A 24,343-nucleotide genomic window follows, 5' to 3' on the forward strand; every position below is an offset into this window, starting at 1 on the left:
CGGATAGCAACAGCCCCTGGTGCGCACGTCTAAGCGCGCACCAGGGGCTGACTGCTTGGTTCTAGCGGGCGAGCAGCGGATCGTGCTGGACCGAGCCAATGTCCTCACTGACCCCGAGTCCTGCCACGGTCGCAAAATAGTCCCGTGGGGTCTCCGCGCGGCGGATGAGTCGGGCGCTACCGTCTTCCTCGAGCAGCACCTCGGCGGAGCGCAGCTTGCCGTTGTAGTTGTGTCCCATGGAATGACCGTGGGCCCCGGCATCGTGAATCACCACGAGGTCGCCAAGTTGGATCTGCGGCAGTTTCCGATCAATCGCGAATTTATCGTTGTTCTCGCAGAGCGCCCCTGTGACGTCGTAGACCTCGCTGAGCGGCGCATCCTCTCGCCCGGCCACGGTGATGTGGTGATACGCGCCGTACATGGAAGGGCGCATGAGATTCGACGCCGAAGCGTCAAGCCCGATGTAGTGCTTGTGGATGTTTTTCTCATGGATCGCAGTCGCGACGAGCCAACCGTTCGGCCCGGTGATGAAGCGGCCGAGTTCGGTCACTACGGCCACTTCCCCGAGTCCGGACGGCAGGATGGTCTCCTGATATGCCCGCTCAACTTCGCGGCCGATGCGAGCGAGGTCCGCGCGGGGTCCCCCGGGCTCGTAGCCGATGCCGATCCCGCCGGAGAGGTTCACCAGGAAGAACTCCGCGCCGCAGGTCTCATGAAGCTCTACCGCAAGTTCGAATAGCATTCGCGCAATTGTCGGGTAGTAGTCACTATCCGTGGTGTTTGAGGAGAGGAAGGTGTGCAAGCCAAACTGTTTCACGCCCAGTTCCTGCAACCGACGAACGGCCACCGGGATCTGCTCGGGCGTCATACCGAACTTGGCCTCGGCGGGATTCCCCATCACCTTGGTGCCAATGGAGAAGTCACCTCCAGGGTTATAGCGCAGTGAAATCCGCTCGGGAATGCCACCGTGTTCGGCGAGGAAATCGATGTGGGAGACGTCATCGAGGTTGATGATGACGTCGAGTTCACGGGCAAGTTCAAAGTCTTCGGCCGGGGTCACATTCGAAGAGAACATGATCTCGTCCCCGCGAAAGCCAACTTCGTGCGCGAGCAGCAGCTCCGTGTATGAGGCGCAGTCGACCCCGCAACCAAGTTCTTTGAGCAGTCGCAGGATGCTCGGATTGGGAGTGGCTTTGACCGCAAAGTATTCGGTAAAGCCGGGGTTCCAGGCGAATGCGGCCTGGAGTTCGCGGACATTGTCGCGGATGCCTTTCGCATCGTAGAGATGAAATGGCGTCGGCACCTGTTCGGTGATGGCGCGAAGCGTTTCAAGTGAGGGGGCTTGACGTGGCATCGGTTAGTTTTCCGATCGAATCAGGGAGGGTGAATAGGTTGGGATGATCGCGGCCAATCGCGTTACCGCCTCGCGGGTGTCTTCATAGCTGCCGAAGGCGCTCAGTCGGAAGTGGTCTGCTCCCGCAGGACCAAAACCAACGCCGGGGGTTCCGACAATTTGCGCTTCCTGGAGCAGCGCGTCAAAGAACGTCCAGGAATCGAGTCCACCGGGGCAGCGGAACCAGACGTACGGTGAGTTCAGGCCGCCAACTGCGGGCACGCCGTTATTAAGCAACGCATCCCGAATAAGTCCGGCATTGCGGAGGTAGTAATCGAGGTCGGTCTGTACCTGGCGACTGCCTGCTTCGCTGTAGATTGCTTCGGCGGCGCGCTGCACGATGTACGGAGTTCCATTGAATTTCGTCGCGTGTCGACGGCTCCACATGGTGTGGAGCGAGGCCCCATCACGGTGAAGCGCGCGCGGCACGACCGTCCAAGAGCAGCGCAGGCCGGTGAAGCCGGCGGTCTTTGAAAACGAGCCAAATTCGATGGCGACTTCTTCTGCGCCCGGGATCTCGTAGATCGAGCGCGGTACCGAGTCGTCCTTGATGAAGGCGCGGTAGGCGACGTCGAAGAGAATCACGGCACCGGTAGCCCGTGCCCAATCCACCCAGCGTTCAAGGTTCTCTCGCGAGAGCGTCGTGCCGGTGGGGTTATTTGGCGAGCAGAGATAGACGAGGTCGACCGGCGTTTCTGGGATGCTCGGTCGGTAGTCGTTTTCTTCCGTGCACTCGAGATACGTCAGGTTGTCCCAGCGACCGTTAGTACATTCCCCGAGTCGCCCGCTGAGAGCATTCGAGTCGACATAGACTGGATACACCGGATCGCTCACGGCGACGGTTGCGTCCGCGGCAAAGAGTTCCTGAATGCCTGCGGTATCTGTTTTTGAACCGTCACCGACGAAGATCTCATCAGGGCTGATCGGGGCGCCGAGTGGGGCGTACTCCCCCGCGACGATGGCCTCTCGCAAGAATAGATACCCCTGTTCCGGACCGTACCCGCGGAAGCCTATTGTCGTGGCCTGTTCGGACGCGGCACGTTGAAGTGTATCGGCCACCGCCGCTGCCAGGGGCCTTGTGACATCGCCAATCCCGAGGCGCAAGATTTCCGCACTGGGATGCTCGTCCTGGTATTGCTTGACGCGCGTGGCGACCTCGGAGAAAAGGTAAGCCGGTGGGATTTTTCCATAATGCTGATTGATCAAGTGCTAACTCCATTTAACTTGCGCAACTGTGATGCGCACAAGCATTAAGTGTCCACTGTTAGTGGCGTCATGTCAACGGCTAGTGGCTGGTGTGGGTTAATGAGGTAAACCTAAGTAGGCTGGGGAGGATACCTATGCACAGGTGTGATCCTGCGAAGGCCCATACCAACAAGGAGACTCGTGATCGAACGAAAAGCACGTAAGCCCAAGGTTCAGACTGTTCTTGAAGTGATCCGTCGTGAGCAACTCACCCCGCACATGGTGCGCCTCTATATCGGTGGCGAGAACTTTGCGGCGTTTAACGCCAACGCCTTCACCGATCCCTACATCAAGATTTTTTTCGTAAAGCCCGAGCTCGGTCTTGAGCCGCCTTATAACGTGCAGGAGTTGCGCGAAACCCTGGCCCCCGAGGACCTGCCGGTGACCCGTACCTACACGGTTCGCGAAGTGAACGCCGAAGAGGAGTGGATCTCGGTGGACTTCGTTGTCCACGGCGAAGCCGGCCTGGCAGCACCGTGGGCAGCAACTGCCGAGCCCGGTGAACGCGTGGTGTTTGCGGGGCCCGGCGGTGGCTACGCTCCCGATGCCAGTGCGGACTGGCACCTGCTTGTCGGTGACGAATCGGCCCTACCAGCAATCGCTTCGTCGATTGAGGCGATGACGCCGGAAGCTCAGGGTATCGCGCTGATCGAGGTTGGCGGCGAGGAGGATGAGCAGTCCATTACCGCGCCCGCAGGAATCGAGATTCGCTGGGTGCACCGTGGCGATGAAGAAGCTGGCACCTCGAACGTCCTCGTTGAGGCTGTCCGGAATCTGGAGTGGCGCGCGGGCCGTGTGCAGGTATTTGCGCACGGCGAGCGCGAAGCCATCAAGAAACTGCGCGATGTTTTCTTCAAGCAGCACGAACTCGAGCGCAAGCAGGTCTCGATCTCGGGCTACTGGGCCTACGGTCGCGTCGAAGACGAATTCCAGGCAGAGAAACGCACCCCGATTGGACAGATCCTGCCGCCGGAGGAGACCGCTGAGGTCACAGCGTCCACTCGGTAAAAGTCGGATGCTCAGCGCAGGACTAGGATGAGGGGGTTCGTCGGCACGTTCCGACGGGCCCCCGATTGCTCCCGGATTCCTTACGGGACCCTTTCGGGACAGAAATCCGATCAGGAGCAGGCATGCGTTCCGCAATCTTTGACGCGATGGCTGGCTATAGGGAGCTGCCGAAAATCGCGGGACTACCGCAACTCATCCTGGCGATCTTCGCTCGGATTCCGGCGGCTATGGTCCCGCTTGGTGCCATGGTCGCGTTCACCGAATCAACCGGTTCCATCGCCACCGGTGGGCTCGCTACCGGGTTCGTATCCATCGCCACCGCGATATTCTCTCCGCTCATCGGCCGCTGGGTGGATCATTATGGGCAGCGCAGGGTCTTGTCCCTCGTGGCACCCGTCAACGCCATTGCCCTGGTCGCACTCTACTTAGCCGCCTGCATCCGCCTTGACGGTCCCCTCCTGTTCGCAATCTGCGCGGTGACCGGTGCTTCGATGATTCCGATTGGTTCTTTCACGAGGGCTCGCTGGAGCACGATCGCGAATAATCCGCGTGATCTTGGGACGGCGTTTTCGTATGAGTCGACCGTGGATGAACTGGTCTTTGTCTTGGGCCCAGCCTTTGTGGGTGTAGCTTCAGCTGCTGCGATGTCGGCAGCACCACTTGCGGTTGCTGCCGGATTGGTGATCTTGGCCACCGTGCCATTCGCACTGACCTCACCGAAACAGGTACATCCCACCGCCAGCATCGAAATCACCCCGCCTGTGCCCAAGGAGCAGCCGAGCATCCGCACCACGCTGCTCAAGGTGTCGCCCGCGCTGATCATCATGGCGAGTATCGGGATGTTTTTCGGCTCCAGCCAGGCAGGCATCACTGAGCGTGCCACCGAACTGGGGAATCCTGATGCCGCAGGACTCGTGTATGCGCTAATGGGCGTCGGCTCCGCGGCGATGGCACTTTTGGCCGTTGCGATTCCCGAGTCTGTTGGGCTGCAACTGCGGGTGATTCTCGGTGGTGCCGGTATGGTGATTTTCACGTTCTTGACCGTCTTGCAGGGCAATTTGGTGCTCACCGGCGTGATGCTGCTCATCACGGGCCTTTTCCTCGGCCCCACACTCGTTACGGCATTTACCGCGGCTGAGCGTCTCGCGCCGCGGGGCGGGATGTCAGTCGCAATGACTTCGCTGCAGGCCGCGATGACGGTGGGCGTGTCCATCGGCTCCGCAATCGGCGGTGCACTCGCACAGGCCCACGGCGCGAACGCTGCCTACTGGTACGCAACGGCGGTGCCGGTCGTGATTCTGCTGATGGGATTCGTACTCGCCCGCAGGCACAGAACCCAACAGCACTGACCGGCACCACCTCGCCCTAGCTAGTTCGCGACCGCTACCGCGGTGCGCTCGGCAAGGACACCCTTCGCCCAGGTCAAGGCCAGGTCTGGGGCGAGCTCACCGCCACCGGCGTCGTGACGCCCGAACTCTCCCACCCGCGCAGCACCGCGTGCGCTGAGTGCCTCTGCCAAAATCTCACCGCCGCGTGAGTAGGTGCTGTGATAGCTGCGGTCGCCGAGACCGAACACCGCATATTCCAGACCATTGAGGTCGAGGTCCGAGGACTACAGTTGCTCGTGGAATTCACGGACGGTGGTCGGCAGCTCCCCGTCACCATAGGTCGAGCAGACCACCATCAGCAGGCGATCGCGTGCTAATTCGTGCGGGGTGACAGTGGCAAGGTCCACTACCTGCACTTCACCACGTCGACCTAGCTGGTTGGCAAGTTCTTCCGCGACGAGTTCGGCATTGCCCGATTCGGTGCCAAACGCGATCGTGATCGGCTCACCCGCAACCTCACCGGGAGTGTCATTGGTGATCGTCGAGTCATCGCCCTGGGGCAGGCTCAAGGCGGATCCCGCGAGCAATCGCATCTCGTAGGCATCGGTGATCTTGCCGCGGATGCGCCCGGGGGCTGCCTTCCGCGCCTCATGTGCGTCGATGAGCAACCACCCGTCGTATGTGGTCGCCTTCGCAAGTGCGCGGCTGATCGCTTTTCGACCCGGTTTACTGCTGTCCCCGAGGTCTTCGATGATCGTGTTGGCGAGTTCGCGCGCGTCGGTGCGCTGCGAGGGAATAGTCCCGCGCGGGCCGCGGCGTGCCCAGCCGGCGGCATACAATCCCCGGTCAATGCGGCCGGTCTGCCTGGCCGACTCAGTCATTTCCACGAGCTCCTGGTGTTGGCCAGCGCGGAAGCCGATTGCGGTGACGACCGCCGAAACCTCCAGGGTCTCAAGCTCAAGGCCATCGCAGCGGCTGATCTCGAGGCTCGACACTTCTTCATCGCCGAGCACCTGTTTGGGTGCATAGCCGAACCACCACTCGATGGTCACCCGTGGCTGTGTCGGAGCCTCACGCTGGAGTAATTCGAGGATCAGTTCCGAACGGACATCCCCCATCGCGGACAGTGACTGCGCATCCACGCCGTGCACTCTGTGTGCGACGCCTTCAAGGTCAGCAATCTCGCGCACCATAACTGGATCAAATTTGGCTGCGCTCGGCAACGAACGGCCAATCGCGTGGATGACGCGTGTCTGCGAGAAGAGAGCCTCGCGGGCTTCGTCGTCGATGTCTGACCCTGCCAGCGTTGCATCATCGGCCGCAGCGAGGCGGATCACATCCATCGCCACGTTTCCGTGACCGATGAGCGCGAACTGCTCGCCCAGGCTCTTGATCTCACGATCCTCGTGGACATGCGAGTTCAATAGGCGCGTCACGCGCCCTGCCCCAACAACACCATCAAGCTGCGCACCCGGGATGGTCAGTGTGGCGTCTTCGTGCAGGCCATTTGCGAGCACCACGGCATCAAAGGCTGAGCGCAGCGATTCGAGTGAAAGATCTTCACCGATCTCGATATTGCCAATGAAGTTCACCCGTTCTTTTTCGAAGAGTCGCGAGAATTGGCGTGCCACATCCTTGGTGCCTTGGTGATCGGCCGCAACCCCGTGACGAACCAGGCCATAGGGGGTCGCAAGCTTGTCGATGATGTTGATCTCCGCATCCGGCAGCTGACGTCGAAGCGCCTGCGCGGTGTAGCAACCCGACGGGCCGGAGCCGACGATCGCGATACGAGCCGGAGCATCCTTCCGCTGATCATGCTCGCTCGGAGTCCACTGCACCGGCAGCTTGGACATACCGCGGAACACCCAACCGCTTGCTTCGGCAGGGTTCTGCGGGTCCAGGCGCAGATCGGGCAACCGGTCAAAGAGCCTCGGCAACGCGGTAGCCGCCACCTCGGCGCGGGCAACCCATGCGCCCAGGCACACGTGCACGCCTTTACCGAAGGCGAGGTGCGTGCCTTCATCGGCACGGGTGATGTCGAAACGGGCGGGTTCCTGCCACTGGGTTTCGTCACGGTTTGCCGAGAGCAGCGAGATGCCAAGCTTGGCCCCCGCGGGCAGGTGCACCCCCTGAAGGACGACATCGCGTTTGGTCTGTCGCGAATACATCCCAATCGGGGCCACCCAGCGGATGGCTTCGTCGAAGGCATTGTCCCAGGTGGCCTTGCCTTCGCGGATCAGCGCCAGTTGGTTCGGGTTCTGCAGCAAACCCCAGGCCGCAACACCAATGGCATCCCGCGGTTCATTAAGCCCGCCGCCGATGGTCATCTTCACATTGGCGCGAATTGACTCGACCGACATCTGATAGTCGGGTAGGCGCAACAGTGCCGAAAGGAGGCTGTCATCCGGGTGCTTGCGGTGCCACTGAATCATCTCGTCGAGCGCCTCATCGACCTCGTTATAGGAGGCCTCGCCCTTCGCCCACACCACCGGGTCGTCCGCGTAGTTGCCGGTCGCAGCGATCATGGTGGTGGACCAGCGCTGCAGGTCCTCCGGTGTGGCGTTATGGAGCCCGATGACCGCTCGAAGGTTTTCCGCCACTAGCGGTGAGGCAAAGTCCCACACGAGGTCGGCACCTGGCCCCTTGGCGATGAACTCGTCCAGGTAGCGGTCCGTATTGCGCTCGAAAATTGGCGTCCAGGTGCGCTTGACGATTCCGGGACGCAATACCGGCTGCCAGGCACGACGCTCGACATAGTGCTCAGGGTCATCTTTGCGGAGCATGGAGTGGCCCATCGCGCGGATCATCAGCGAGCCTTCTTCATTGGCAGAAAAGGTCTCCTGGTCAAGTTCGGTGTCGTGCACCGCCGCATACGAGGTGATCAGGTAGCGACCGATGGCGGGAACCCAGTGGACCCCGCCCTCGGCACGCAGCCGCTCAAACGTCGGGAACGGATCTGCATAGAGTTCCGGGATGGTTACCCAGTCGGCTACGGGTGCGGGACGGCCTTCGTTCATCATCGTTGATTCCTTCGTCGTTCAATTGGCGCGTCACTGCGCCTGGGGTTCGGGGCTAGTTAGGAACGCGCGAGTAGCCAAATCGGCTCGAGCTCGGTCCCAACTGGGTAGTTATCGAAGAACAGATCGGCGCCATCCTCGGTGAGTTTCGGGCTGGCGTAGCGTTCGGCGTTACCTTCGGAATGACGGCCCGACATCTCCACGAGTGTGAGTCGCCCTGTGGGGCTCAACGCATCCTCGATCGTGAGGCTCGCGTGCTCGCCCTCGGTGATCAGTTGGATTCCGGTCAGCGTAACCACGAGCATTCCGTGATGTCCGGTGAACTGCACGCCGCCGTGGAAAGCCTTGATCTGGGCCCCGTCAACCTCGTATTCATCTACTAGCGGGAAGAAGAACGCGCCATCGGGCATCCGCTCGGCGCCGTCGAAGACCGCGATGTTGCCGTCGCTCATCGACTCGACATAGGTCGTGAAGGTGGATTTGATTTCCCAGCACAGGCCGCGGTCGTCGCTCACCGCCGGATTAGTTGCGGTGTCATTAGGCATCGTCATGAGCACTCCCTTGTTACTCCATTTGAGTTAAGGATGCGTCGAACCATTCCCGCACGCAAACGGTTTTTCTCGCCCTGAAACCACAGTTAAATATGGTTTACGAGGCGTGTTGGGAAAGCAATTGCCGGTGTGGTTTCCCACACCGGCAATGCCAAGGAATAGCCAGGAGTCTACGGGCGCACCTGCCCCTGCCCGTTCACGATCCACTTGGAGGTCGTAAGCTCGGCAAGCCCCATGGGGCCACGAGCGTGCAGTTTCTGGGTGGAGATCCCGAGCTCGGCACCGAGGCCGAACATCCCGCCATCGGTAAATCGTGAAGAAGCGTTCACCATGATCGCGGCCGCATCGATCTCATCAACGAACTGCTCGCTGGCCGCGAGTGACTCGGTGAGGATGACCTCGGTGTGGCCCGAGGAATAGGTGCGGATGTGTTCGATCGCCTCGTCGATTGAGCCAACCACCTTAACGGCCAGATCGAGTGACCCGTACTCGGTTTCCCAGTCCGTTTCGGTGGCTTCGGTGAGGGATGCCCCACCCGGCACGAGATTGCGGGTGCGGTCATCCGCGTGGAGATTCACGTTCGCTTCCGTGAGCGCGGCGTAGGCCCTTGGAATGAAGGCTTCCGCAACGTCCTCGTGCACCAGCAGCGTCTCTGCCGCATTGCAGACGCCGACTCGTTGCGTCTTCGCGTTCATGACAATGGGCAGAGCCTTGTCGAGGTCGGCCGAGGCATCCACATAGATATGCACATTGCCGGTCCCGGTTTCGATGACCGGCACCAGCGATTCCAGCACCACGGTCTGAATCAGTGCCGCACCTCCACGCGGCACCAGCACATCCACCAGGCCACGAGCCCGCATCAGCGCGACGCCGCCAGCGCGACCAAACTCATCCACCGTTTGTACGAGATCGCGCGGTAGCGCCTTGGCTTCCAGGGTGTCACCGATAATCTGCAGCAGCTGGCGATTCGATTCCAGCGCCGCGGAACCGCCACGAAGGATCACGGCGTTACCCGACTTCAGGGCCAGGGACGCGGCATCCACCGTCACGTTGGGGCGAGCCTCGTAAATCATGCCAACCACGCCCATCGGCACGCGCACCTGCTTGAGCTTCAGGCCGTTCTCGAGCGTGGAGCCGCGCACAATTTCACCCACTGGGTCGGGAAGACCGGCGACCTCGCGAAGCGCGGATGCAATACCCGCCACCCGATCCGGGGTGAGCTCCAGCCGGTCGAGAAGTCCCGGAGCAAGCCCCCGCTCACGACCCCGCTCCATGTCCAGCTGATTTGCGGCGACGATTTCTTCCGTCGCAGCAATGAGCGCATCCGCAATCGCTTCCAGGAGCGCATTCTTGATCCCCGAAGTCGCGTTCTGCAACGAGCGTGAAGCGACCTTTGCACGCTTGGCGATGTCGCGCACTTGGGTTTCGACAGCGGGATCGAGCGTAGCTTCGGAAGCAGTCTGGTTCGTCATGCCCCCGATTCTAGCCAGCCACCGAAAAGAATTCGGCGGCCCGGAGCGAGTTCCGCTGAACGCTTAGTCCGCCACCGGCATCCCGCCGCCGGTGACCACATCAGTCACCGTGTTCCGCACCAAAATGAGGTCGTCGCGGTGCACGATCGATCGCCCGTAGTCGTCACCGAGTTCTTCGACCATGTCGTGCGTGGAACGGCCCAGCATTTGCGGGAGTTCCACGGAGTCATAGCCGATCAGCCCGTGCGCGATCAGTTCGCCGTCTTCCGAGACGATCTCCACGGGATCACCCGCGGCGAAGTCGCCGCGCACATCGCGAATACCGGCTGCCAATAGGGATGCGCCCCGGTCACGCAGCGCACGCACCGCGCCCGGGTCGATCACCAGCCGACCGGTCATCTGGGCGGCGTGTTCGAGCCACACCTTACGGCGGGTACGGCGCTCGTTCGTCGCGCTAAACCAGGTGCCGACATCTTCGCCACGCAGGGCTCCCGCGACGTCTTGCGCGCGGGTGAGCACTACCGGGATGCCGGTGACGGTGGCCATCTCGGCTGACTGCAGCTTTGTGATCATCCCGCCGGTACCGAAAGAAGATCCTCGGCCGGTCACCTCAACGCCGGCAACCTCGCTCATGTCATTGACGACCGGGATGCGCTGGGCTCCGGGCTGCTTGGGGGGTGCATCATAGAGCCCATCGACATCGGTCAGGAGCACTAGCGCATCCGCCCCGACCAGCTGGGCGACAAGCGCCGCGAGGCGGTCATTGTCGCCAAAGCGCAGCTCACTGGTCGCCAAAGCATCGTTCTCGTTCACGACCGGTACGGCGCCGAGTTCCAGCAGCTTCTCGAAGACCTGTACGGCGTGGCGGTACCGAGAACGGCGCACCGTGTCCCCCGCGGTCATCAGTATCTGACCAACCTGGATGTCATAGGCGCCAAACGCATCCGTGTAGGTCGACATCAGCGCGGACTGTCCCACCGCCGCTGCAGCCTGGGCCGAACTGATATCGCTCGGGCGACTTTCAAAACCGAGCGGCATGAAGCCGGCGGCGATCGAACCGGACGTGACCAGGACGATCTGCTTGCCGCGCAAGACTTCCTCGGCCAATACATCCACGAGCTTGCGTAGCGCCGGAACGTTGAGCCTGCCATCTGGTCGGGTAAGCGAGGAAGAACCGATCTTTACAACGACTCGGCGTGCCTTGGAAATCTGTGCTCGGCTGGAGATCGTGGGCGTCATAGGTTCCATTCTGCCGTGCCTCGGTGTTGTGTCGCGAAGTTGCATCTTCAACGCGGCACACTAGAGACATGATTGCTGCGTTTTCTATTGCCCCGTCTGGCCCGGCTTCCGACCCCACCGTAACCTTGGACGAACCGGGTTCCTACCACCGCGCGGTTGCCGCGGCGCTCGAAGTGGTGCGGGAATCGGGCCTGCCGAATCAAACCGATGCGATGTTCACCTCGATTGAAGGCGAGTGGGATGAGGTCATGGCCGTAATCAAGCGCGCCACGGAAGAGATTGGTCGCTATGGCTCTCGCGTGTCGCTGGTACTGAAAGCAGATATTCGTCCGGGGCACAGTGGTGAAATCCAGGGCAAGGTCGAGCGAGTTGAGGCGGAGCTTCAGCGCCGACAGGATGCGCGCTAGCCAAGTCTCGACCGGGGTAGGACCGGTCAAGGTGCTACCGGTGCCCGAATCCTTTTCGTTCCCGATGCACGGTGGGGATTGATCCGGTCACCGCTTCGACCACGTCATCGAGGGAGTTGTCCTGTTCGTTCCACGAATCACGGGCGACTTCCTCGGTGGATTCGCCGTAATAGAGGCGTTCGAAAAGGTCCATGGTCGTGTCGATGTCGTGGGCCTGCACCATCTGCAGTCCGGTGCGGCCGAGTTCGTCGCGCTCCTCGGTGGTCATCTCGAGGACTCGTTCGAGCTGCTTGCGAGCGTCCTGCACATCCCCAGGCTGGAAGAGGTACCCGTTCTCACCGTGATGCACGAGGTGCGGCAGCGCCATCGCGTTGGCCGCCACCACCGGTAGCCCGGAGGCCATCGCCTCCATCGTTGCGATGGATTGCAGCTCAGCGATTGAGGCGATCGCGAATACGGTCGCGTTCGAATAGAGGTTGCGGAGTTCCTCATCGGTGACATACCCGTGGAAAGTGGTTCGCGAGTCCACACCCAGCTCCCGGCTGAGCTTCTCGAGCGCCGGCTTTTGGTCTCCCCCGCCGACGATCTCGAGTTCGGCGCCGAGCGATTCCGGGAGGTTTGCGAACGCCCGCAAGAGCACGTCGATTTGTTTCTCACCAGTGACTCGGCCCACGAAGAGGATGCGTGGCGGCTTTTTCGCGCCGAACTTAGGCGTGTAGTCACTCGCCCTAATGCCGCAGGAAATCGCCAGCACGCGCTCGAGATTGCCATTGCGTTCGAGGAAGTCTGCCGCTCGTCGGGTCGGGGTTGTGAGCGAGGCGGTCGCATCGAACGTCTTGTGCGCATCCCGCCACCAGATCTTTGAGCCCACCGCTTGCAGGGGCTTAGGCAGCATCGTGTGTTCGAGAATGTTCTCGAGCATCAGGTGATTTGTGCCAATGATCCGTATGCCGCGCGGTGCTCCTTCGCGGACGGCTGCACGCCCGAGCACCACGGCCGATTGATAGTGAATGACATCCGGTTTGACCTCGTCCAATACCCGACGCATGTGGGGTCGGGCGCGCCAGGGCTTCACGTATCGAAGCCAATCATGCGGCCACCACCGGTCCGAAGGCAGCCGGTGAACCGTAATCGACTGCCCCTCGTATTCCTCCCGCCAAGTGCCGTGTCGGCGGGAGGCGGCGGGAACGACCACGTGCACATCATGCCCGCGTCCGGCCATTTCGCTGGCGAGATTCACCGTAAACTTTGCCGCTCCGTTGACATTCGGTGGGAACGTGTCGGCGGCAATGAGAATTCGCAGCGGACGGTCTTTCGAGTGCGGGAGAGGTTGGTCAGGCAAAATCTCGTTTTCCTTGGTGTGGGGCGTTGTCGGCACGTGACTGGACTCGTCGACATCCCTAGCCTAGATGGCTTGCGGACAACTTTCGGCGGAACATCCCGCAATCTCGCGTGGTTCGCGATCTAAACACAGTCCGCGACCCGGGGCAAGGATGCTTCGGCTTAGCGACCGGCCTCATCCTCACCGGTCGCGGTATCGGTCGCTAGTGTGTCGATTTCGCCGGTTGCGATCCCGAGTGCGTGTCGTCTGGCCGCGTGGATTTCATCCTCGGATTGGGCAAGTTCGAGCAGGAACACTCCGAGCACCGCGATGGCGCCAAGAATCCCGAACAGCACGTAGGTCACAACCGTGGCGCCAGCAACCTCTCCGAGCACGACGATACCGATGGTGACCGCAACAATTGGGTCCACCACGGTGAGACCGGCAATCACCATTTCAGTGGTGCCGGTGGCGTATGCCGTCTGCACAAAATAGCCGCCGACCAAGAGTGTCAACAGCAATCCAGTGGCACACAGCAGGGTATAGACATCGATACCGTCCGTTTGCAGACGCGCCAAAATCACCTTGGCAAACGTTGCGACGAAGCCGTACAGGACACCACCGGCAATGATGTAGAAGAGATTGCGCGCTCGGGTATGCCTGAGGAATAAGAATGCGACGGTGGTGGTGAGCGCCACGGCCAATGCCACAACCATCACCGTGATGACTTGCCTGTCGGTGACCCTACTGTCGGTCGCCACGGTCGCGGCCACGCTCACGAATCCGGCGATACCAATGACACTGGTCATGACCGCGATGATCTTTCCCCGCTGCAATCGCCGCCTCGTCTGTCTGGCGGTGACCAGCGTCGTCACGATCAGCGAGACGACCCCCAGCGGCTGCACGACGACCAGTGGCGCAAAGTGCAATGCCCCGAGCTGGCACAGGATCGCCACACCGATCAGCAGGGTCCCAAAGAGCCAGCTGGGCCGTTGCAGCAGCTTCCAGAACTGCTGCGCCCCGAGGCCTTCCGATCCGTGGGTCCCGCTTCCCTCCTCAACTTTCGCAACGCCACGATGCTGCAACATTGCGGAAATCGACATCAGCACGGCACCGATGATCGCAATCGGAATACCGATCATTTGGTAGGGCGTAAGCCCTACCTCCAGTGGGACCTCGAGGGGCAGGATGTTCGGGAAAGACACACAGCGGAGTCTACGGAGAAAACTGCTGACTCTCCTACCGATACCCTTGCGCCATGACAATTTTGCCCATTCGCATCTATGGCGAACCCGTTCTTCACGAAGTTGCCGAGCCGGTTGGTGAGATCACCGACGAGATCCGACAGCTTGTCGCCGACATGTACGAGACGATGGACCTCGCACCCGGTGTGGGCTTGGCAGCGCCCCAAGTCGGTGTTAATAAGCGCATCTTCACCTACTCCTGGGAAGACGAGGAGGGCACCAAGTACCGGGGCGTGGCCATCGATCCGGAACTGTGGATCTCATCCGCGGAGCCGGAATCGCTCGAAGACCTCGATGAGGATGAAGAAGAAGGCTGCCTCTCGGTTCCGGGTGAACGCTTCCCGCTCCGTCGCGCCGAAGATGCGCTGTTGCGCGCCCGCGATATCGATGGCAATCCCTATGAGATCGAGGCATCGGGGTGGTTTGCCCGCATCCTCCAACACGAGTTTGATCACTTGAACGGCGTGCTCTACGTGGATCGGCTGGGCCTGACCTTCTGGAAGCAAGCGTTCAAGGTCATGCGGAAAAAGGGCTGGAACGCCCCCGGGAACAGTTGGTTGCCAGGCGTGGATAATCTCGAAGGCTAGCGAATCCCCCGCGAGCCGCATATCGGCATCCGAGCGAACTGTGGGAATCTGGAGGCGTGAATCAGCAGCCTTCTCCCAATGCGACGACTGTCCGTACCCTCAGCGCACGTGGACTCGTGTGGCGCGGCAGTTACGAGAATTTCGGGGAGCTCGTGACGGAGGCTGAACTGTGGATGCAGCAGGACTGGGATTCCGCCCGCACGATTCACGAAGAGCGACTCGCGGAAGAACTTTCGCAGTACCCGATTGTGCCCGGTGAAATGGACGAGAGTCGCCAATACTCCAACGCGCTCAATCGCGAGGACGCCAAAAACTGGGCCCGCTTGCGGTGGGCCTTGGAAGGCCCGCAGGACAAGGTGCAAGTTCAGGCGCGTGAAAGTCGCGATACGGAACTCGGCCTCAGCGGCACGGCAGCAGAGGTTGCGCGCTCGCTGCGGGACTCGGGGGCGCTCCCCCTCACGGTGGACCTGCGTGGTCGACTCGACGTGACCAAACGCATCCAGATCGAGTTTGATGAAATCAGCGGCTGCTCGCTACAGGTCACTTCCGGCGACCGCGATTGGCGCAACCGCGCCTTTGCGGCGCTCGAAAAGCGGATGCGTGTCTCGCAGCCGGGTTGGCGCTGGCTCTCGGGGCCAACCGGCATCCTGCTGCGACTCATTGTGACGCTGCTCATGCTGATCATCGTGATCCCGGTCACAGCCAGCTGGTTGCCCGAAGTCGTCCACAGTGCGATCGCCTACTACCTCGGTTTGGGATTGGTGATCGGTTCGCTCGTGTTCTTCTTCTTTGAATGGGTTGCGCCGAGGTTTCTCATTACCGATCAGGGGCGCACCCGGGTACGACTCACTGTGGCATCGATTTCCGCCGCGCTCATCATTGGTTTCCTCGGCGGACTCGTGGTGAGTTTCATGCCGCTGTGGAGCCGCTAGCGCGGCGGAATCGGATGCGGTTGCTGCACTAACGCAGCGCGCGATCGGCCGGGTTAGAGTTCAACAACCTCAAACTCGAGCAACTCTGCCCCGGTCGCCACGGGCTTCCGCCCCTGTGCATCCCCGTGTGCGGCCGCTGCGCGACCGTCGCGCCAACGCTCAAAGTCCTCACGCGTGGCCCAGGTGGTCACGACGAAGTAGCGTGACTCCCCGGCCGTCGGACGGAGCAATTGGAAGCCCTCGAAACCGGGCTCCTGGTCTACCGCGTGCTTTCGGGCTGCGAATCGCGCCTCCAGCTCGGTGCCAGCACCTTCAGGAACGGAAATTGCGTTGATAACTACAACCGACATGTTGAGTGCACTTCTTTCGCTAGATATAAGGACCTGCCGATCCATGCTATCGACGCCAATCTGAGAGTGCTCGCTCGGAGCGGCCCTCTAGAACCACAAATCTGCCAGCAGCTGTAGTGAACGCTCACGAACGCTCGGCTCAAAGGCGTAGGTGGCGATGATGAGTTCGTCTGCGCCGGTGGCCGCGACGAACGTCTCGAGTTCCGCCTTGACGGTTTCAGGAGAGCCCACCGCGCGCACGCGTGCGTAGGCAAGGTCCGCACCGTCTTCGGCCTTCAATGTGGCGGGAGTAACCGGTGGCTGCAGGCGCCGGCGCTCTCCGCGGCTGTTATCCATGACTCGACGCATTGCGGTGGTGTATTGGAACTCGGCTTCCTCATCTGTTGGCGCGACGAGCACGTTAATACCTGCCATGAGGTACGGCGCCTGCAGGCGCGCGGTGGGAGCCTCGGTGGCAAAGGACCGACGATACTCATCAATGATCTGGCCGATGCCTTCGCTGAGGAAATGTGAGGCCAGCGCAAACGGCAGCCCGAGCTGCCCAGCAATTGACGCGCCATTAACCGAAGAACCCAGCACCCACATGGGCACATTTGTGCCGGCGGAGACCGGCGACAGGATGGGTGCGCTGCGCGCGACCCCATCCTCCCCGAACCAACCGTGCAAGTCGAAAATATTGCGCGCAAATTCCAAGGGTTCGCCGGATGACCGCGCAAGGGCACGCGCGGTCATGGGGTCAGTGCCCGGTGCTCGCCCGAGCCCGAGGTCGATTCGATCGCCGAATCGGCTCGCGAGGGTGCCGTACTGTTCCGCCACCATCAGTGGCGAGTGATTGGGGAGCATCACCCCGCCGGAACCGACGCGAATGCGTTCGGTCGCCGCTGCAGCCTCGCTAATCAGCAATGCGGTGGCGTTCGAAGCAACGCCCTCGGTGTTGTGATGTTCTGCGAACCACAGCCGCTCATATCCGAGTTTGTCGGCCAGCCGTGCAGCCGACACGGATGCATCGATCGCTGCCCTGGGCGTGGAGCCCTCCGAGATGGGAACGAGGTCAAGAATGCTCAGTGGGACAGCCAAAGCCGCTCTTTCTTTGAAACTGAAGGGGAACCCTTAGAACCTTAGTTGAGAGCTGAACTCGCTGGAAAACATTCACTGCCCGACACCGAAGTGCCGGGCAGTGATCGTGCGGTATTGCTTAGGCTGCTGCGGCCGAGGCGACCTCAAACATGGAGCACTGCGCGGTGCTGCCGTTGACGGTGATCGCATTCGAGGTGCACATGAGGTTGCGGTTGTGCACGCACTCTGTCATCTGGCACGCGGCGACGTGGCCACCGACGACCGGCAGACCACCGTCGGCATCGAGTGCGACAAAGGTGGTGCAGCTTGCGGTGTCCTCCCGGCGCCCCATGGTGATTGCCGGGGCAGAGCAACCGCTGTCGTGGTTAAAGGAGCATGCCGTGGCGGTGCAAGAGGTGATTCGGGTCAGGTTGTCATTCATGATTCGGCCTTTCTTCGCGGAATCACGCGATCCCGTCTTTGTTAATTACGAGAGTAGCGACCTTGACAAACCTGCGCTAGCAAGATAAGGCTGACCTTTCTCAGCGTTTACCAGGGTTTCTCACTTCACCCACGGATCGCGATAGCCTAAACATTCGTATTCACTCGCAATCGCGAAAGGTGCCCATGGCCCCGCTCCCCCTCAAAGTGCTCCGTACGCTTATCGATTTCATCCGCGGTGCGCTCATTGGCATCGTTGAAATTATTCCGGGAGTAAGTGGCGGCACCGTCGCGCTGATCATTGGCGTCTATGAGCGGATCATCGACTCGGCGGGAGAATTTGTGCGGGGCATTGTCCACCTCGTACTTGATCCGCCCCGCGGCCGCGGGCTTGCAACGGTGAAACATCACTTCCGACAGGTCGCCTGGCCACTACTGGTGCCGCTGGCGATCGGCATGATCTTGGGGCTGCTCACCGCCGCCGCAATCGTGGCACCCATTGTCGAAAATCATCCGGTGCAGTCGCGGGCGTTCTTTGCCGGTCTGATTCTGATTGCTCTGTGGGTACCCGCGCGCATGGTGGGTGGTCGATGGACCTGGCGCGAATGGGCACTCGCTATCCCCAGCGCAGCGCTGGCGTTCTGGTTTACCGGGCTACCGACGGGCAATATGTCGGACCCCAGCCTCTTCCTCGTGGCAGTCGCGGGAGCTTTCGCGGTCTGCGCGTTGGCGATCCCGGGCATGTCCGGATCATTCATTCTGCTCGTGATGGGGTTATATGAGCCCACACTCGCCGCGGTGAATGATCGGGATTTCGGATACTTGGGAGTGCTGCTTGCCGGGATGGCGGTCGGGTTCGCGCTCTTTGTGCGCACCCTGCAGTGGCTCTTGAAGCATCACCGCCGGGTTTCGCTGGCAATCATGACCGGGCTCATGGCGGGTTCGCTGCGGGCTCTGTGGCCATGGCAGTCCGAGTCAGGTCTTGCCCAGCCACCCGGTTCGGATGCTTGGCTCACGCTGCTGTGGTTCGTGATTGGCGCGCTGGTGGTCACCGCCACACTGGTGGTCGAATCTTGGTTAGTACGCCGTCGAATCGCCAACGGTGTGGCGGTGATCCCGAGCTAGCTCGGCCCGCTGCGCGGGATCGCTACAGGGCGCTACCACCGGTGGCGAGCTTCATCAGATCCGTGTTGAGATCGATATCGTCTCCACTATTCGCGCTGCCATAGTCGTGCTGATAGCCTTCCCAGTTCGTTTCCCGAAGCTGCGAGGAGAATCGCGATTTCATCAGCATCCACAGCTCGCGCGACGCGCGGCGGATCCGTCTGCCAAGCGCAGGGTCGTTCCAATCCTCACTCGCGGCAAACAGCGAGGTCGGCACCACGAGGGCACGCAGATAGGCGAATTGCGATCGCATCTGACCGTCCACCACTAGCGCGTGTCGAGTGGTGCCGGCGGTGGCTTCCAAGATCACCGGGGTGCCGATCAGTACGTCACGGTCGAGCAGTTGGAAGAACCCGTTGAAGAGCGCCGAGGACTCAGCCTTGAATACCGGGGTGGCAGCGATTAGGCCGTCACCCTTCGCAATTGTGGCATTGGCCTGTTCGATACCGGGACCGGATAGGCCACTGACGAGCCCATTGCCAATCTCGGCCTGCAGGTCGCGCAACTCGATCACCGAGACACGCAGTTCTGCGCCTGCTTCAAGGGCGGTCTGCGCGAGGCAGTCGCGAGTCTTCTCAGCGAGCATGGCCGTCGAGGACGGATTCGAGGTACCGGCGTTGACGACAACGAGGTTGTAGACGTTACTGTCGGCGGAAGTGGGTTGGAGCGATTCAGTCATGTCAAGTTCTCGATTCTTCTCGAGGGAAATCGTTTATTCATCCCCGGCCTGGACGTCGACATAGGGTGAGCCACCGGTGACATTGTCTCCGCGGTTGGCGGCGGGACGCGGCTGTCGAGGTTTCGCATCCCCATACTTAGCCCGTACGAGACTCGCGTGAGTCGGAGCTTCCGCCGACTCGGGATCCTTACGCGATTCAATCTCCTTTCGTACCACCGGAATCACTTCGGTACCGAGCAGCTCAATTTGCTCCAGCACCATCTTGAGCGGGAGCCCGGCGTGGTCCTGCAGGAAAAGCTGACGCTGGTAGTCCCCAAAGGAATCATGGAAGCTAAGAATCTTGTCGATTACTTCTTGGACGCTCCCGACCGCCAGTGGCGTGCCGGAGGAGAACTGCTCGAGCGTTGGTCCGTGACCGTAGACGGGAGCCTCGTTGAAGTACGGGCGGAACTCTTCAAAGGCTGCCTGCGTGGTCTTCCCGATGTGCACCTGACCACCAAGCCCCACAATGGCTTGCTTCTTCGTGCCGTGACCGTAGTGCTCGAAGCGCTCGCGGTAGAAACTCACCAGCCGCACCGCGTGCTCAGTCGGCCAGAAGATGTGATTGTGGAAGAAACCGTTGCCGTAGTATGCGGCCTGTTCGGCGATCTCCGGGGTGCGGATCGAACCGTGCCAGACAAACGGGGGCACGTCGTCGAGCGGCCGCGGCGTCGAGGTAAAGCCCTGCAGTGCGGTGCGGAACTTCCCTTCCCAATCGACCACATCCTCACGCCACAGTCGGTGCAGTAGGTTGTAGTTCTCCAGCGCCAACGGCAGTCCCTGACGAATGTCTTTGCCAAACCAGGGGTACACGGGAGCCGTGTTGCCGCGCCCGAGCATGAGGTCCATCCGACCGTTGGAGACGTGCTGCAGCATCGAGTATTCCTCAGCGATGCGAACGGGGTCATTGGTCGTGATCAAGGTGGTGGAGGTGCTCAGCACGATCCGTTCGGTCTGCGCCGCGATCGCTGCAAGCAGCGTTGTCGGCGAGGACGAGAAGAACGGTGGGTTGTGGTGTTCCCCGATCGCGTAGACGTCGAGACCGACTTCTTCGGTCTTCTTGGCGATGGCAATCGCCGCTTGGATGCGCTCCGCCTCACTCGGGGTCTCGCCGGTGATCGGGTTACGGGTGACGTCGCTGACCGACATGATGCCAAATTGCATGGGACGCTCCTTTTGGGATTTCTATGCGTTTACATGAATATGCAACGCGCATAGCTGGAGACTATTCCCGCCACCCAAAACTTTTCCGAACTTACCGTTCGGGCACCGCCCTCGGGGAATGCGCGGCAGGCGCATCCCAGCTACTCGGTGCCGGCGCCTTGGTGGGCGGCAGCCTGAATTCGTCAGCCCAAGCGGACAAGTCCGGGGAGACCTGCCACGCCGACCAGTCCAGGCCGGTCAATTCATCCAACTCGGCCACTTTAATGGCGCCTTTGCCTTTGCGGATGAGCCGCCCGCGGACAATCCCGCGGGCATAGATCTCCTCGTCGACCACGAATCGCTGCTCGATGTAGAAACTGCGCTCGTCAGTGCCAATCAGCCGAGACTCAATGGTGAAGGCTTGAAACAGGTTGAGCGACTTCCGGTACGTCATCGTATTGGACGCCACCACCGCATAAATATCGCGTTTGGTGAGCACCTCGGTGAGGCCGGTGCGGTTAGTCAGGTCGACCCGTCCGAGGTCCATATAGGACAGATAGCGACCGTTGTTCATGTGCATCAAGAAGTCGATATCCGTGGGCAGTACCCGATACCGGATGCGCGAAACCGCGGTCAGATCGAGGCGGGGTTTCCCTCGGCTTCGAAAAAATACGGCAAGAATCCATTGCAACCACATATTCACCCAGCCGATTATGCTCACGCTGCTTCATCGAGACGAATCAGCTGTGGGAAAGCCACAGTTGATTCGTCTCGGTGACGCGCAACGTGCCGGGGGTCAGCCCAGAATTCCGAGCACTTCGCGGCCGCCTCGCTGCATCAGGTCCGGCTCGGTGGTCGCTGCCACGAGATCGAACCCGATCTCGCGCAGTCGGCGTGCCCGAGCCGGATCACCCGCGTAGGCCCCCGTAGCGCGGCCAGCTGCCCTCGCCGCCGCAACAATGTCGTGCAGCGGACCGGCATCGCTGTGCAGCATGTCGTCGAGTTCCAGTCCTAGGCTCAGCGAAAGATCGAAAGGCCCCACAAACAGCATGTCGACGCCGGGGACCGCTGCAATCGACTCGGCAGCGTTGAGCGCTGTTGCTGTCTCGATCATCACCGCCAGGAACGGTTCCACACGTTCCCCCACGGCCTGCGAAGCTTCCCCATAGGCCTTAATCGGCCCCCAGCTTCGCTTACCAACCGGTGGGTAACGGGATGCATCCACGGTCGCGGCCGCTTGCTCGGCGTTTTCGACCATTGGCACGATGATGCCGGCGGCTCCGGCATCCAATGCGCGGCCGATGAGCGCGACATTACTCGAGAGCACCCGCACGAAAATTGGAATCTTGCCGCCCGCGTGGCCAGCAATGCTGCCCACAATCGAGCGGTCGTCCCAGCGACCGTGTTGCGCATCCAAACACACCCAGTCAAAACCGAGCTCGGCGACCGAATCCACCGCTGTGAATCGACCCGATACCGACCACACGCCCCAGCTGGGTCGCGCGAGCAATTCGCGAGCTTTCGAAAGTTCCATCAGTTCGTTCCCTTCGGGGATCGGATTCATGCCGCGTTTAGGGATTCGGGAGGTGAGGTTTCGGCCCCGTTGCCTGCAGCATGGCTTCGGCAATTTCCTGTTGTGCCACGACGTCTTGCTCAATCCTGCGGCCTACGATGCGAGCCGCGGTCTGCACGATCGGGGTCAGGCGACGGTAATCAATCTCTGCAACGTGTCCGGTCAGGGAGATGCCTCCGTGCAGCATCCCGTCGCCGCCACGAATCGGCGCCGCAACGCAGGCTACCCCGCGGGAACTCTCCTCGCGGTCGTAGGACACTCCTTCGGCCCGAATCTCGGCAAGTTCGGCACGGAGCGCTTCCGTATCGGTGATCGTGTTCGGCCCGTACCGTTTGAGTCGTTTGCTCATGACCTCTGACACGACATCGCTGGGTGAAAACGCCAGCATTGCCTTGCCGACACCGGTCGCATAGGCGGGAATTCGCCCGCCTACGGCTGAAGGCAGGTCCTGCCGCTTCGAAACAATATCGACGTAGAGCGTGTCACCGTGATCAAGTACCGCCAGATGAACCGAGAGCTTTGTGTTGTCGCGCAGCTCCTGCATCACCGGCATCGCGCAACGACGCAGGCTGCGCTGCCTCGGCACAAGTTGTCCAATCTCAAACATCCGCAGACCAATGCGCACACCGCCTACGGTGCGTTCCAACATTCCGAGGTTCACCATCTCGGCCACAATCCGATGTCCGGTCGCCTTTGAAAGCCCAGCGCGCTTTGCGAGTGTGGTCGGTGACACCGTCACCTCATTCGGGCGAAACGCGCTCAAGAGCGTCATCGCCCGTTCGAGCATGCCCGTGCGGGCCGACGTCGACTCACGTTCAGTGCTCGTCGTCGACCCGCTGCGATTGCGAGTGCTTTCGGTCATGACCGTTGCAGCTAGCCCTCCATGTGGATCTGCATCACAACCGCCTTGGGTTCGGTGAAGAACTCGCGGCTGTATTGGCCACCCTCACGGCCCACACCGGAGTCGCCGACACCACCAAACGGCGCGCGCAGATCGCGGATGAAGAACGTGTTGATCCAAACCGTACCCGCTTTGAGCTTTGCCGCAACCCGATGCGCCCGCGAAAGGTTTTCGGTGAACGCAATCGCATTAAGGCCATAGGGCGTACCGTTCGCCAGCGCCAATGCTTCTGCTTCGGTATCAAACTGCGTGACCACAACCACCGGCCCGAAGATTTCCTCACGGTAGTGCGGGCTGTCAGTGCCGAGGTCGGTCAGCGCCGTGGGCTCGACGAAGAGGCCCTCGCCCGCTTTGCCGCCCGTGAGCACCGTGCCACCGTTTTCCTCGACGGTGGCGAGATAACTCGTGACCTTTTCGAAGTGCTTGCGAGAAGCGAGCGGACCGTACTCGGTGTCATCTTTACTCGGGTCGCCTTGTTTGAGATCCTCGGCCGCTGCGACAAATCGCTTGATGAACTCGTCATAGATGCCACGCTGCACAAACAGTCGAGAACCCGCGAGACAGACTTGACCCGCATTGCGATAGATCGCCTGGATGCTCCAGTGCACGGCATTGTCGAGGTCGGCGTCATCGAACACGATGTTTGCACCCTTACCACCGAGCTCCAGGCTCACGGGCGTGAGGTTGTCCATCGCGATCTTGCCGATGATCTTGCCCGTGGCTGAGGAGCCGGTGAAGGTAATCCGATCCACCCGAGTATCGGCGGTCAGGTAACCACCGGTTGCCCCCGCACCCTGGACGACATTGAGCACACCTTCCGGGAAGCCCGCCTCAATCGCGAGCCGACCGAGCATGGTTGCGGTGGCGGGGCTGTCCTCACTCGGTTTGAGCACGACGGTGTTTCCCCAAGCGAGGGCAGGCGCGACCTTCCACGACTCAAGCATGAGCGGGAAGTTCCAAGGCGCGATGGCAACCACAACACCCACGGAGTCGTAGCGCACATACTGATGGTGACCGGTATCCGAAGGGTACGCATGTGATTCGGAGACGCGCGCGTGATCGGCGAAGAACTCGAAGTTTGCAATTGTGCGGTTTACGTCGTGACGCGCCTGAGTAATTGGCTTACTGTGATGTCCCGTGTTTGATAGAGGGTAGGAACCAAATCAAAGGGAGATTCCTACTCATGCCAGCGAAGTACTCGAAAGAGTTGAAATCCAGAGCCGTAGAGCTCGTGCTCCATGCCCAATCCGATC

The 24,343-nt window shown here is 61.1% G+C and carries 22 protein-coding genes and 1 pseudogene; 6 read left to right on the forward strand and 17 right to left on the reverse strand.

The features are described from left to right. Positions 1–61: 61 nt before the first annotated feature. Positions 62–1,354 (reverse strand): diaminopimelate decarboxylase, encoded by a 1,293-nt coding sequence (locus F8O05_RS05400; RefSeq protein ID WP_158051711.1) that lies wholly within the window; start codon positions 1,352–1,354, stop codon positions 62–64. A gap of 3 nt (positions 1,355–1,357) precedes the next feature. Next, complete coding sequence (locus tag F8O05_RS05405) at positions 1,358–2,599, reverse strand: LL-diaminopimelate aminotransferase (RefSeq protein WP_158051712.1); 1,242 nt, start codon at positions 2,597–2,599, stop codon at positions 1,358–1,360. 180 nt (positions 2,600–2,779) lie between these two features. Between F8O05_RS05405 and F8O05_RS05410 the strand changes: the two genes are divergently transcribed. Together F8O05_RS05410 and F8O05_RS05415 are read left to right on the forward strand one after the other, a co-directional pair. Then, entirely contained in the window at positions 2,780–3,646 is an 867-nt protein-coding gene (locus tag F8O05_RS05410; RefSeq protein ID WP_158051713.1) for a siderophore-interacting protein, read from the forward strand. Between the two features lie 122 nt (positions 3,647–3,768). Further along, positions 3,769–4,995 (forward strand): MFS transporter, encoded by a 1,227-nt coding sequence (locus F8O05_RS05415; RefSeq protein WP_158051714.1) that lies wholly within the window; start codon positions 3,769–3,771, stop codon positions 4,993–4,995. Between the two features lie 20 nt (positions 4,996–5,015). Here F8O05_RS05415 and F8O05_RS05425 read toward each other — a convergent pair. The 4 genes and pseudogenes from F8O05_RS05425 to proB form a co-directional block, all read right to left on the reverse strand. Beyond that, a pseudogene (locus tag F8O05_RS05425) lies at positions 5,016–7,994 on the reverse strand (cytochrome P450). A 56-nt stretch (positions 7,995–8,050) separates the two neighbouring features. Continuing rightward, positions 8,051–8,542, reverse strand: a complete 492-nt coding sequence (locus tag F8O05_RS05430) for an HtaA domain-containing protein (protein ID WP_158051717.1) — start codon at positions 8,540–8,542, stop codon at positions 8,051–8,053. A gap of 170 nt (positions 8,543–8,712) precedes the next feature. Next, positions 8,713–10,014, reverse strand: a complete 1,302-nt coding sequence (locus F8O05_RS05435) for a glutamate-5-semialdehyde dehydrogenase (RefSeq protein ID WP_158051718.1) — start codon at positions 10,012–10,014, stop codon at positions 8,713–8,715. Positions 10,015–10,077: 63 nt separating this feature from the next. Beyond that, the gene (gene proB, locus F8O05_RS05440) at positions 10,078–11,253 is read right to left on the reverse strand and encodes a glutamate 5-kinase (protein ID WP_225735749.1); all 1,176 of its coding nucleotides are present in this window, start codon (positions 11,251–11,253) and stop codon (positions 10,078–10,080) included. A 68-nt stretch (positions 11,254–11,321) separates the two neighbouring features. Between proB and F8O05_RS05445 the strand changes: the two genes are divergently transcribed. After that, positions 11,322–11,660 (forward strand): thiamine-binding protein, encoded by a 339-nt coding sequence (locus F8O05_RS05445; RefSeq protein ID WP_158051720.1) that lies wholly within the window; start codon positions 11,322–11,324, stop codon positions 11,658–11,660. A gap of 34 nt (positions 11,661–11,694) precedes the next feature. Here F8O05_RS05445 and F8O05_RS05450 read toward each other — a convergent pair whose 3' ends face one another. Beyond that, positions 11,695–13,002, reverse strand: a complete 1,308-nt coding sequence (locus F8O05_RS05450) for a glycosyltransferase (protein WP_225735750.1) — start codon at positions 13,000–13,002, stop codon at positions 11,695–11,697. A gap of 161 nt (positions 13,003–13,163) precedes the next feature. Beyond that, positions 13,164–14,186, reverse strand: coding sequence for a DMT family transporter (locus F8O05_RS05455; protein WP_225735751.1), 1,023 nt, complete (start codon positions 14,184–14,186; stop codon positions 13,164–13,166). 53 nt (positions 14,187–14,239) lie between these two features. Here F8O05_RS05455 and def point away from each other — a divergent pair, with 53 nt between their 5' ends. Both def and F8O05_RS05465 read left to right on the forward strand, forming a co-directional pair. Beyond that, entirely contained in the window at positions 14,240–14,812 is a 573-nt protein-coding gene (gene def, locus F8O05_RS05460; protein WP_158051721.1) for a peptide deformylase, read from the forward strand. Between the two features lie 56 nt (positions 14,813–14,868). Beyond that, positions 14,869–15,744: a hypothetical protein gene (locus F8O05_RS05465; protein ID WP_158051722.1), complete on the forward strand. Its 876-nt coding sequence runs from the start codon at positions 14,869–14,871 to the stop codon at positions 15,742–15,744. Between the two features lie 53 nt (positions 15,745–15,797). Here F8O05_RS05465 and F8O05_RS05470 read toward each other — a convergent pair whose 3' ends face one another. From F8O05_RS05470 to F8O05_RS05480, 3 genes are all read right to left on the reverse strand, one after another. Next, complete coding sequence (locus F8O05_RS05470) at positions 15,798–16,094, reverse strand: antibiotic biosynthesis monooxygenase family protein (RefSeq protein ID WP_158051723.1); 297 nt, start codon at positions 16,092–16,094, stop codon at positions 15,798–15,800. A gap of 87 nt (positions 16,095–16,181) precedes the next feature. Further along, a complete protein-coding gene (locus tag F8O05_RS05475) occupies positions 16,182–17,171 on the reverse strand; it encodes an LLM class flavin-dependent oxidoreductase (protein WP_158051724.1) in 990 nt (329 codons plus the stop codon). A gap of 118 nt (positions 17,172–17,289) precedes the next feature. Further along, entirely contained in the window at positions 17,290–17,592 is a 303-nt protein-coding gene (locus F8O05_RS05480; protein ID WP_158051725.1) for a DUF1540 domain-containing protein, read from the reverse strand. Between the two features lie 185 nt (positions 17,593–17,777). On the opposite strand from F8O05_RS05480, the gene F8O05_RS05485 reads away from it, so the two are divergent. Further along, entirely contained in the window at positions 17,778–18,716 is a 939-nt protein-coding gene (locus F8O05_RS05485; RefSeq protein WP_158051726.1) for a DUF368 domain-containing protein, read from the forward strand. Positions 18,717–18,738: 22 nt separating this feature from the next. Here the strand turns inward: F8O05_RS05485 and F8O05_RS05490 are convergent, their stop codons facing one another. The 6 genes from F8O05_RS05490 to F8O05_RS05515 form a co-directional block, all read right to left on the reverse strand. Beyond that, the gene (locus F8O05_RS05490) at positions 18,739–19,434 is read right to left on the reverse strand and encodes a CE1759 family FMN reductase (protein ID WP_158051727.1); all 696 of its coding nucleotides are present in this window, start codon (positions 19,432–19,434) and stop codon (positions 18,739–18,741) included. 33 nt (positions 19,435–19,467) lie between these two features. Next, positions 19,468–20,637: a CE1758 family FMN-dependent luciferase-like monooxygenase gene (locus F8O05_RS05495; protein WP_158051728.1), complete on the reverse strand. Its 1,170-nt coding sequence runs from the start codon at positions 20,635–20,637 to the stop codon at positions 19,468–19,470. Between the two features lie 91 nt (positions 20,638–20,728). Then, positions 20,729–21,337: an acyl-CoA thioesterase gene (locus F8O05_RS05500; protein WP_158051729.1), complete on the reverse strand. Its 609-nt coding sequence runs from the start codon at positions 21,335–21,337 to the stop codon at positions 20,729–20,731. 75 nt (positions 21,338–21,412) lie between these two features. Next, complete coding sequence (locus F8O05_RS05505) at positions 21,413–22,150, reverse strand: HpcH/HpaI aldolase family protein (protein ID WP_192497043.1); 738 nt, start codon at positions 22,148–22,150, stop codon at positions 21,413–21,415. 37 nt (positions 22,151–22,187) lie between these two features. Beyond that, positions 22,188–23,051, reverse strand: a complete 864-nt coding sequence (locus F8O05_RS05510) for an IclR family transcriptional regulator (RefSeq protein ID WP_158051731.1) — start codon at positions 23,049–23,051, stop codon at positions 22,188–22,190. An 11-nt stretch (positions 23,052–23,062) separates the two neighbouring features. Continuing rightward, a complete protein-coding gene (locus F8O05_RS05515) occupies positions 23,063–24,208 on the reverse strand; it encodes an aldehyde dehydrogenase family protein (RefSeq protein ID WP_158051732.1) in 1,146 nt (381 codons plus the stop codon). Positions 24,209–24,343 lie beyond the last annotated feature (135 nt).

This window comes from Gulosibacter chungangensis (assembly GCF_008831155.1).
Lineage (GTDB): Bacteria > Actinomycetota > Actinomycetes > Actinomycetales > Microbacteriaceae > Gulosibacter > Gulosibacter chungangensis.

Excerpts from the sequence above, each read along its gene's own strand:
- F8O05_RS05505 (WP_192497043.1), bottom strand. The coding sequence starts at position 22,150 with ATGGAACTTTCGAAAGCTCGCGAATTGCTCGCGCGACCCAGCTGGGGC.
- def (WP_158051721.1), top strand. The coding sequence starts at position 14,240 with ATGACAATTTTGCCCATTCGCATCTATGGCGAACCCGTTCTTCACGAA.
- F8O05_RS05480 (WP_158051725.1), bottom strand. The coding sequence starts at position 17,592 with ATGAATGACAACCTGACCCGAATCACCTCTTGCACCGCCACGGCATGC.
- F8O05_RS05400 (WP_158051711.1), bottom strand. The coding sequence starts at position 1,354 with ATGCCACGTCAAGCCCCCTCACTTGAAACGCTTCGCGCCATCACCGAA.
- F8O05_RS05415 (WP_158051714.1), top strand. The coding sequence starts at position 3,769 with ATGCGTTCCGCAATCTTTGACGCGATGGCTGGCTATAGGGAGCTGCCG.
- F8O05_RS05435 (WP_158051718.1), bottom strand. The coding sequence starts at position 10,014 with ATGACGAACCAGACTGCTTCCGAAGCTACGCTCGATCCCGCTGTCGAA.
- F8O05_RS05485 (WP_158051726.1), top strand. The coding sequence starts at position 17,778 with ATGGCCCCGCTCCCCCTCAAAGTGCTCCGTACGCTTATCGATTTCATC.
- F8O05_RS05470 (WP_158051723.1), bottom strand. The coding sequence starts at position 16,094 with ATGTCGGTTGTAGTTATCAACGCAATTTCCGTTCCTGAAGGTGCTGGC.
- F8O05_RS05510 (WP_158051731.1), bottom strand. The coding sequence starts at position 23,051 with ATGACCGAAAGCACTCGCAATCGCAGCGGGTCGACGACGAGCACTGAA.
- F8O05_RS05430 (WP_158051717.1), bottom strand. The coding sequence starts at position 8,542 with ATGACGATGCCTAATGACACCGCAACTAATCCGGCGGTGAGCGACGAC.
- F8O05_RS05490 (WP_158051727.1), bottom strand. The coding sequence starts at position 19,434 with ATGACTGAATCGCTCCAACCCACTTCCGCCGACAGTAACGTCTACAAC.
- F8O05_RS05495 (WP_158051728.1), bottom strand. The coding sequence starts at position 20,637 with ATGCAATTTGGCATCATGTCGGTCAGCGACGTCACCCGTAACCCGATC.
- proB (WP_225735749.1), bottom strand. The coding sequence starts at position 11,253 with ATGACGCCCACGATCTCCAGCCGAGCACAGATTTCCAAGGCACGCCGA.
- F8O05_RS05445 (WP_158051720.1), top strand. The coding sequence starts at position 11,322 with ATGATTGCTGCGTTTTCTATTGCCCCGTCTGGCCCGGCTTCCGACCCC.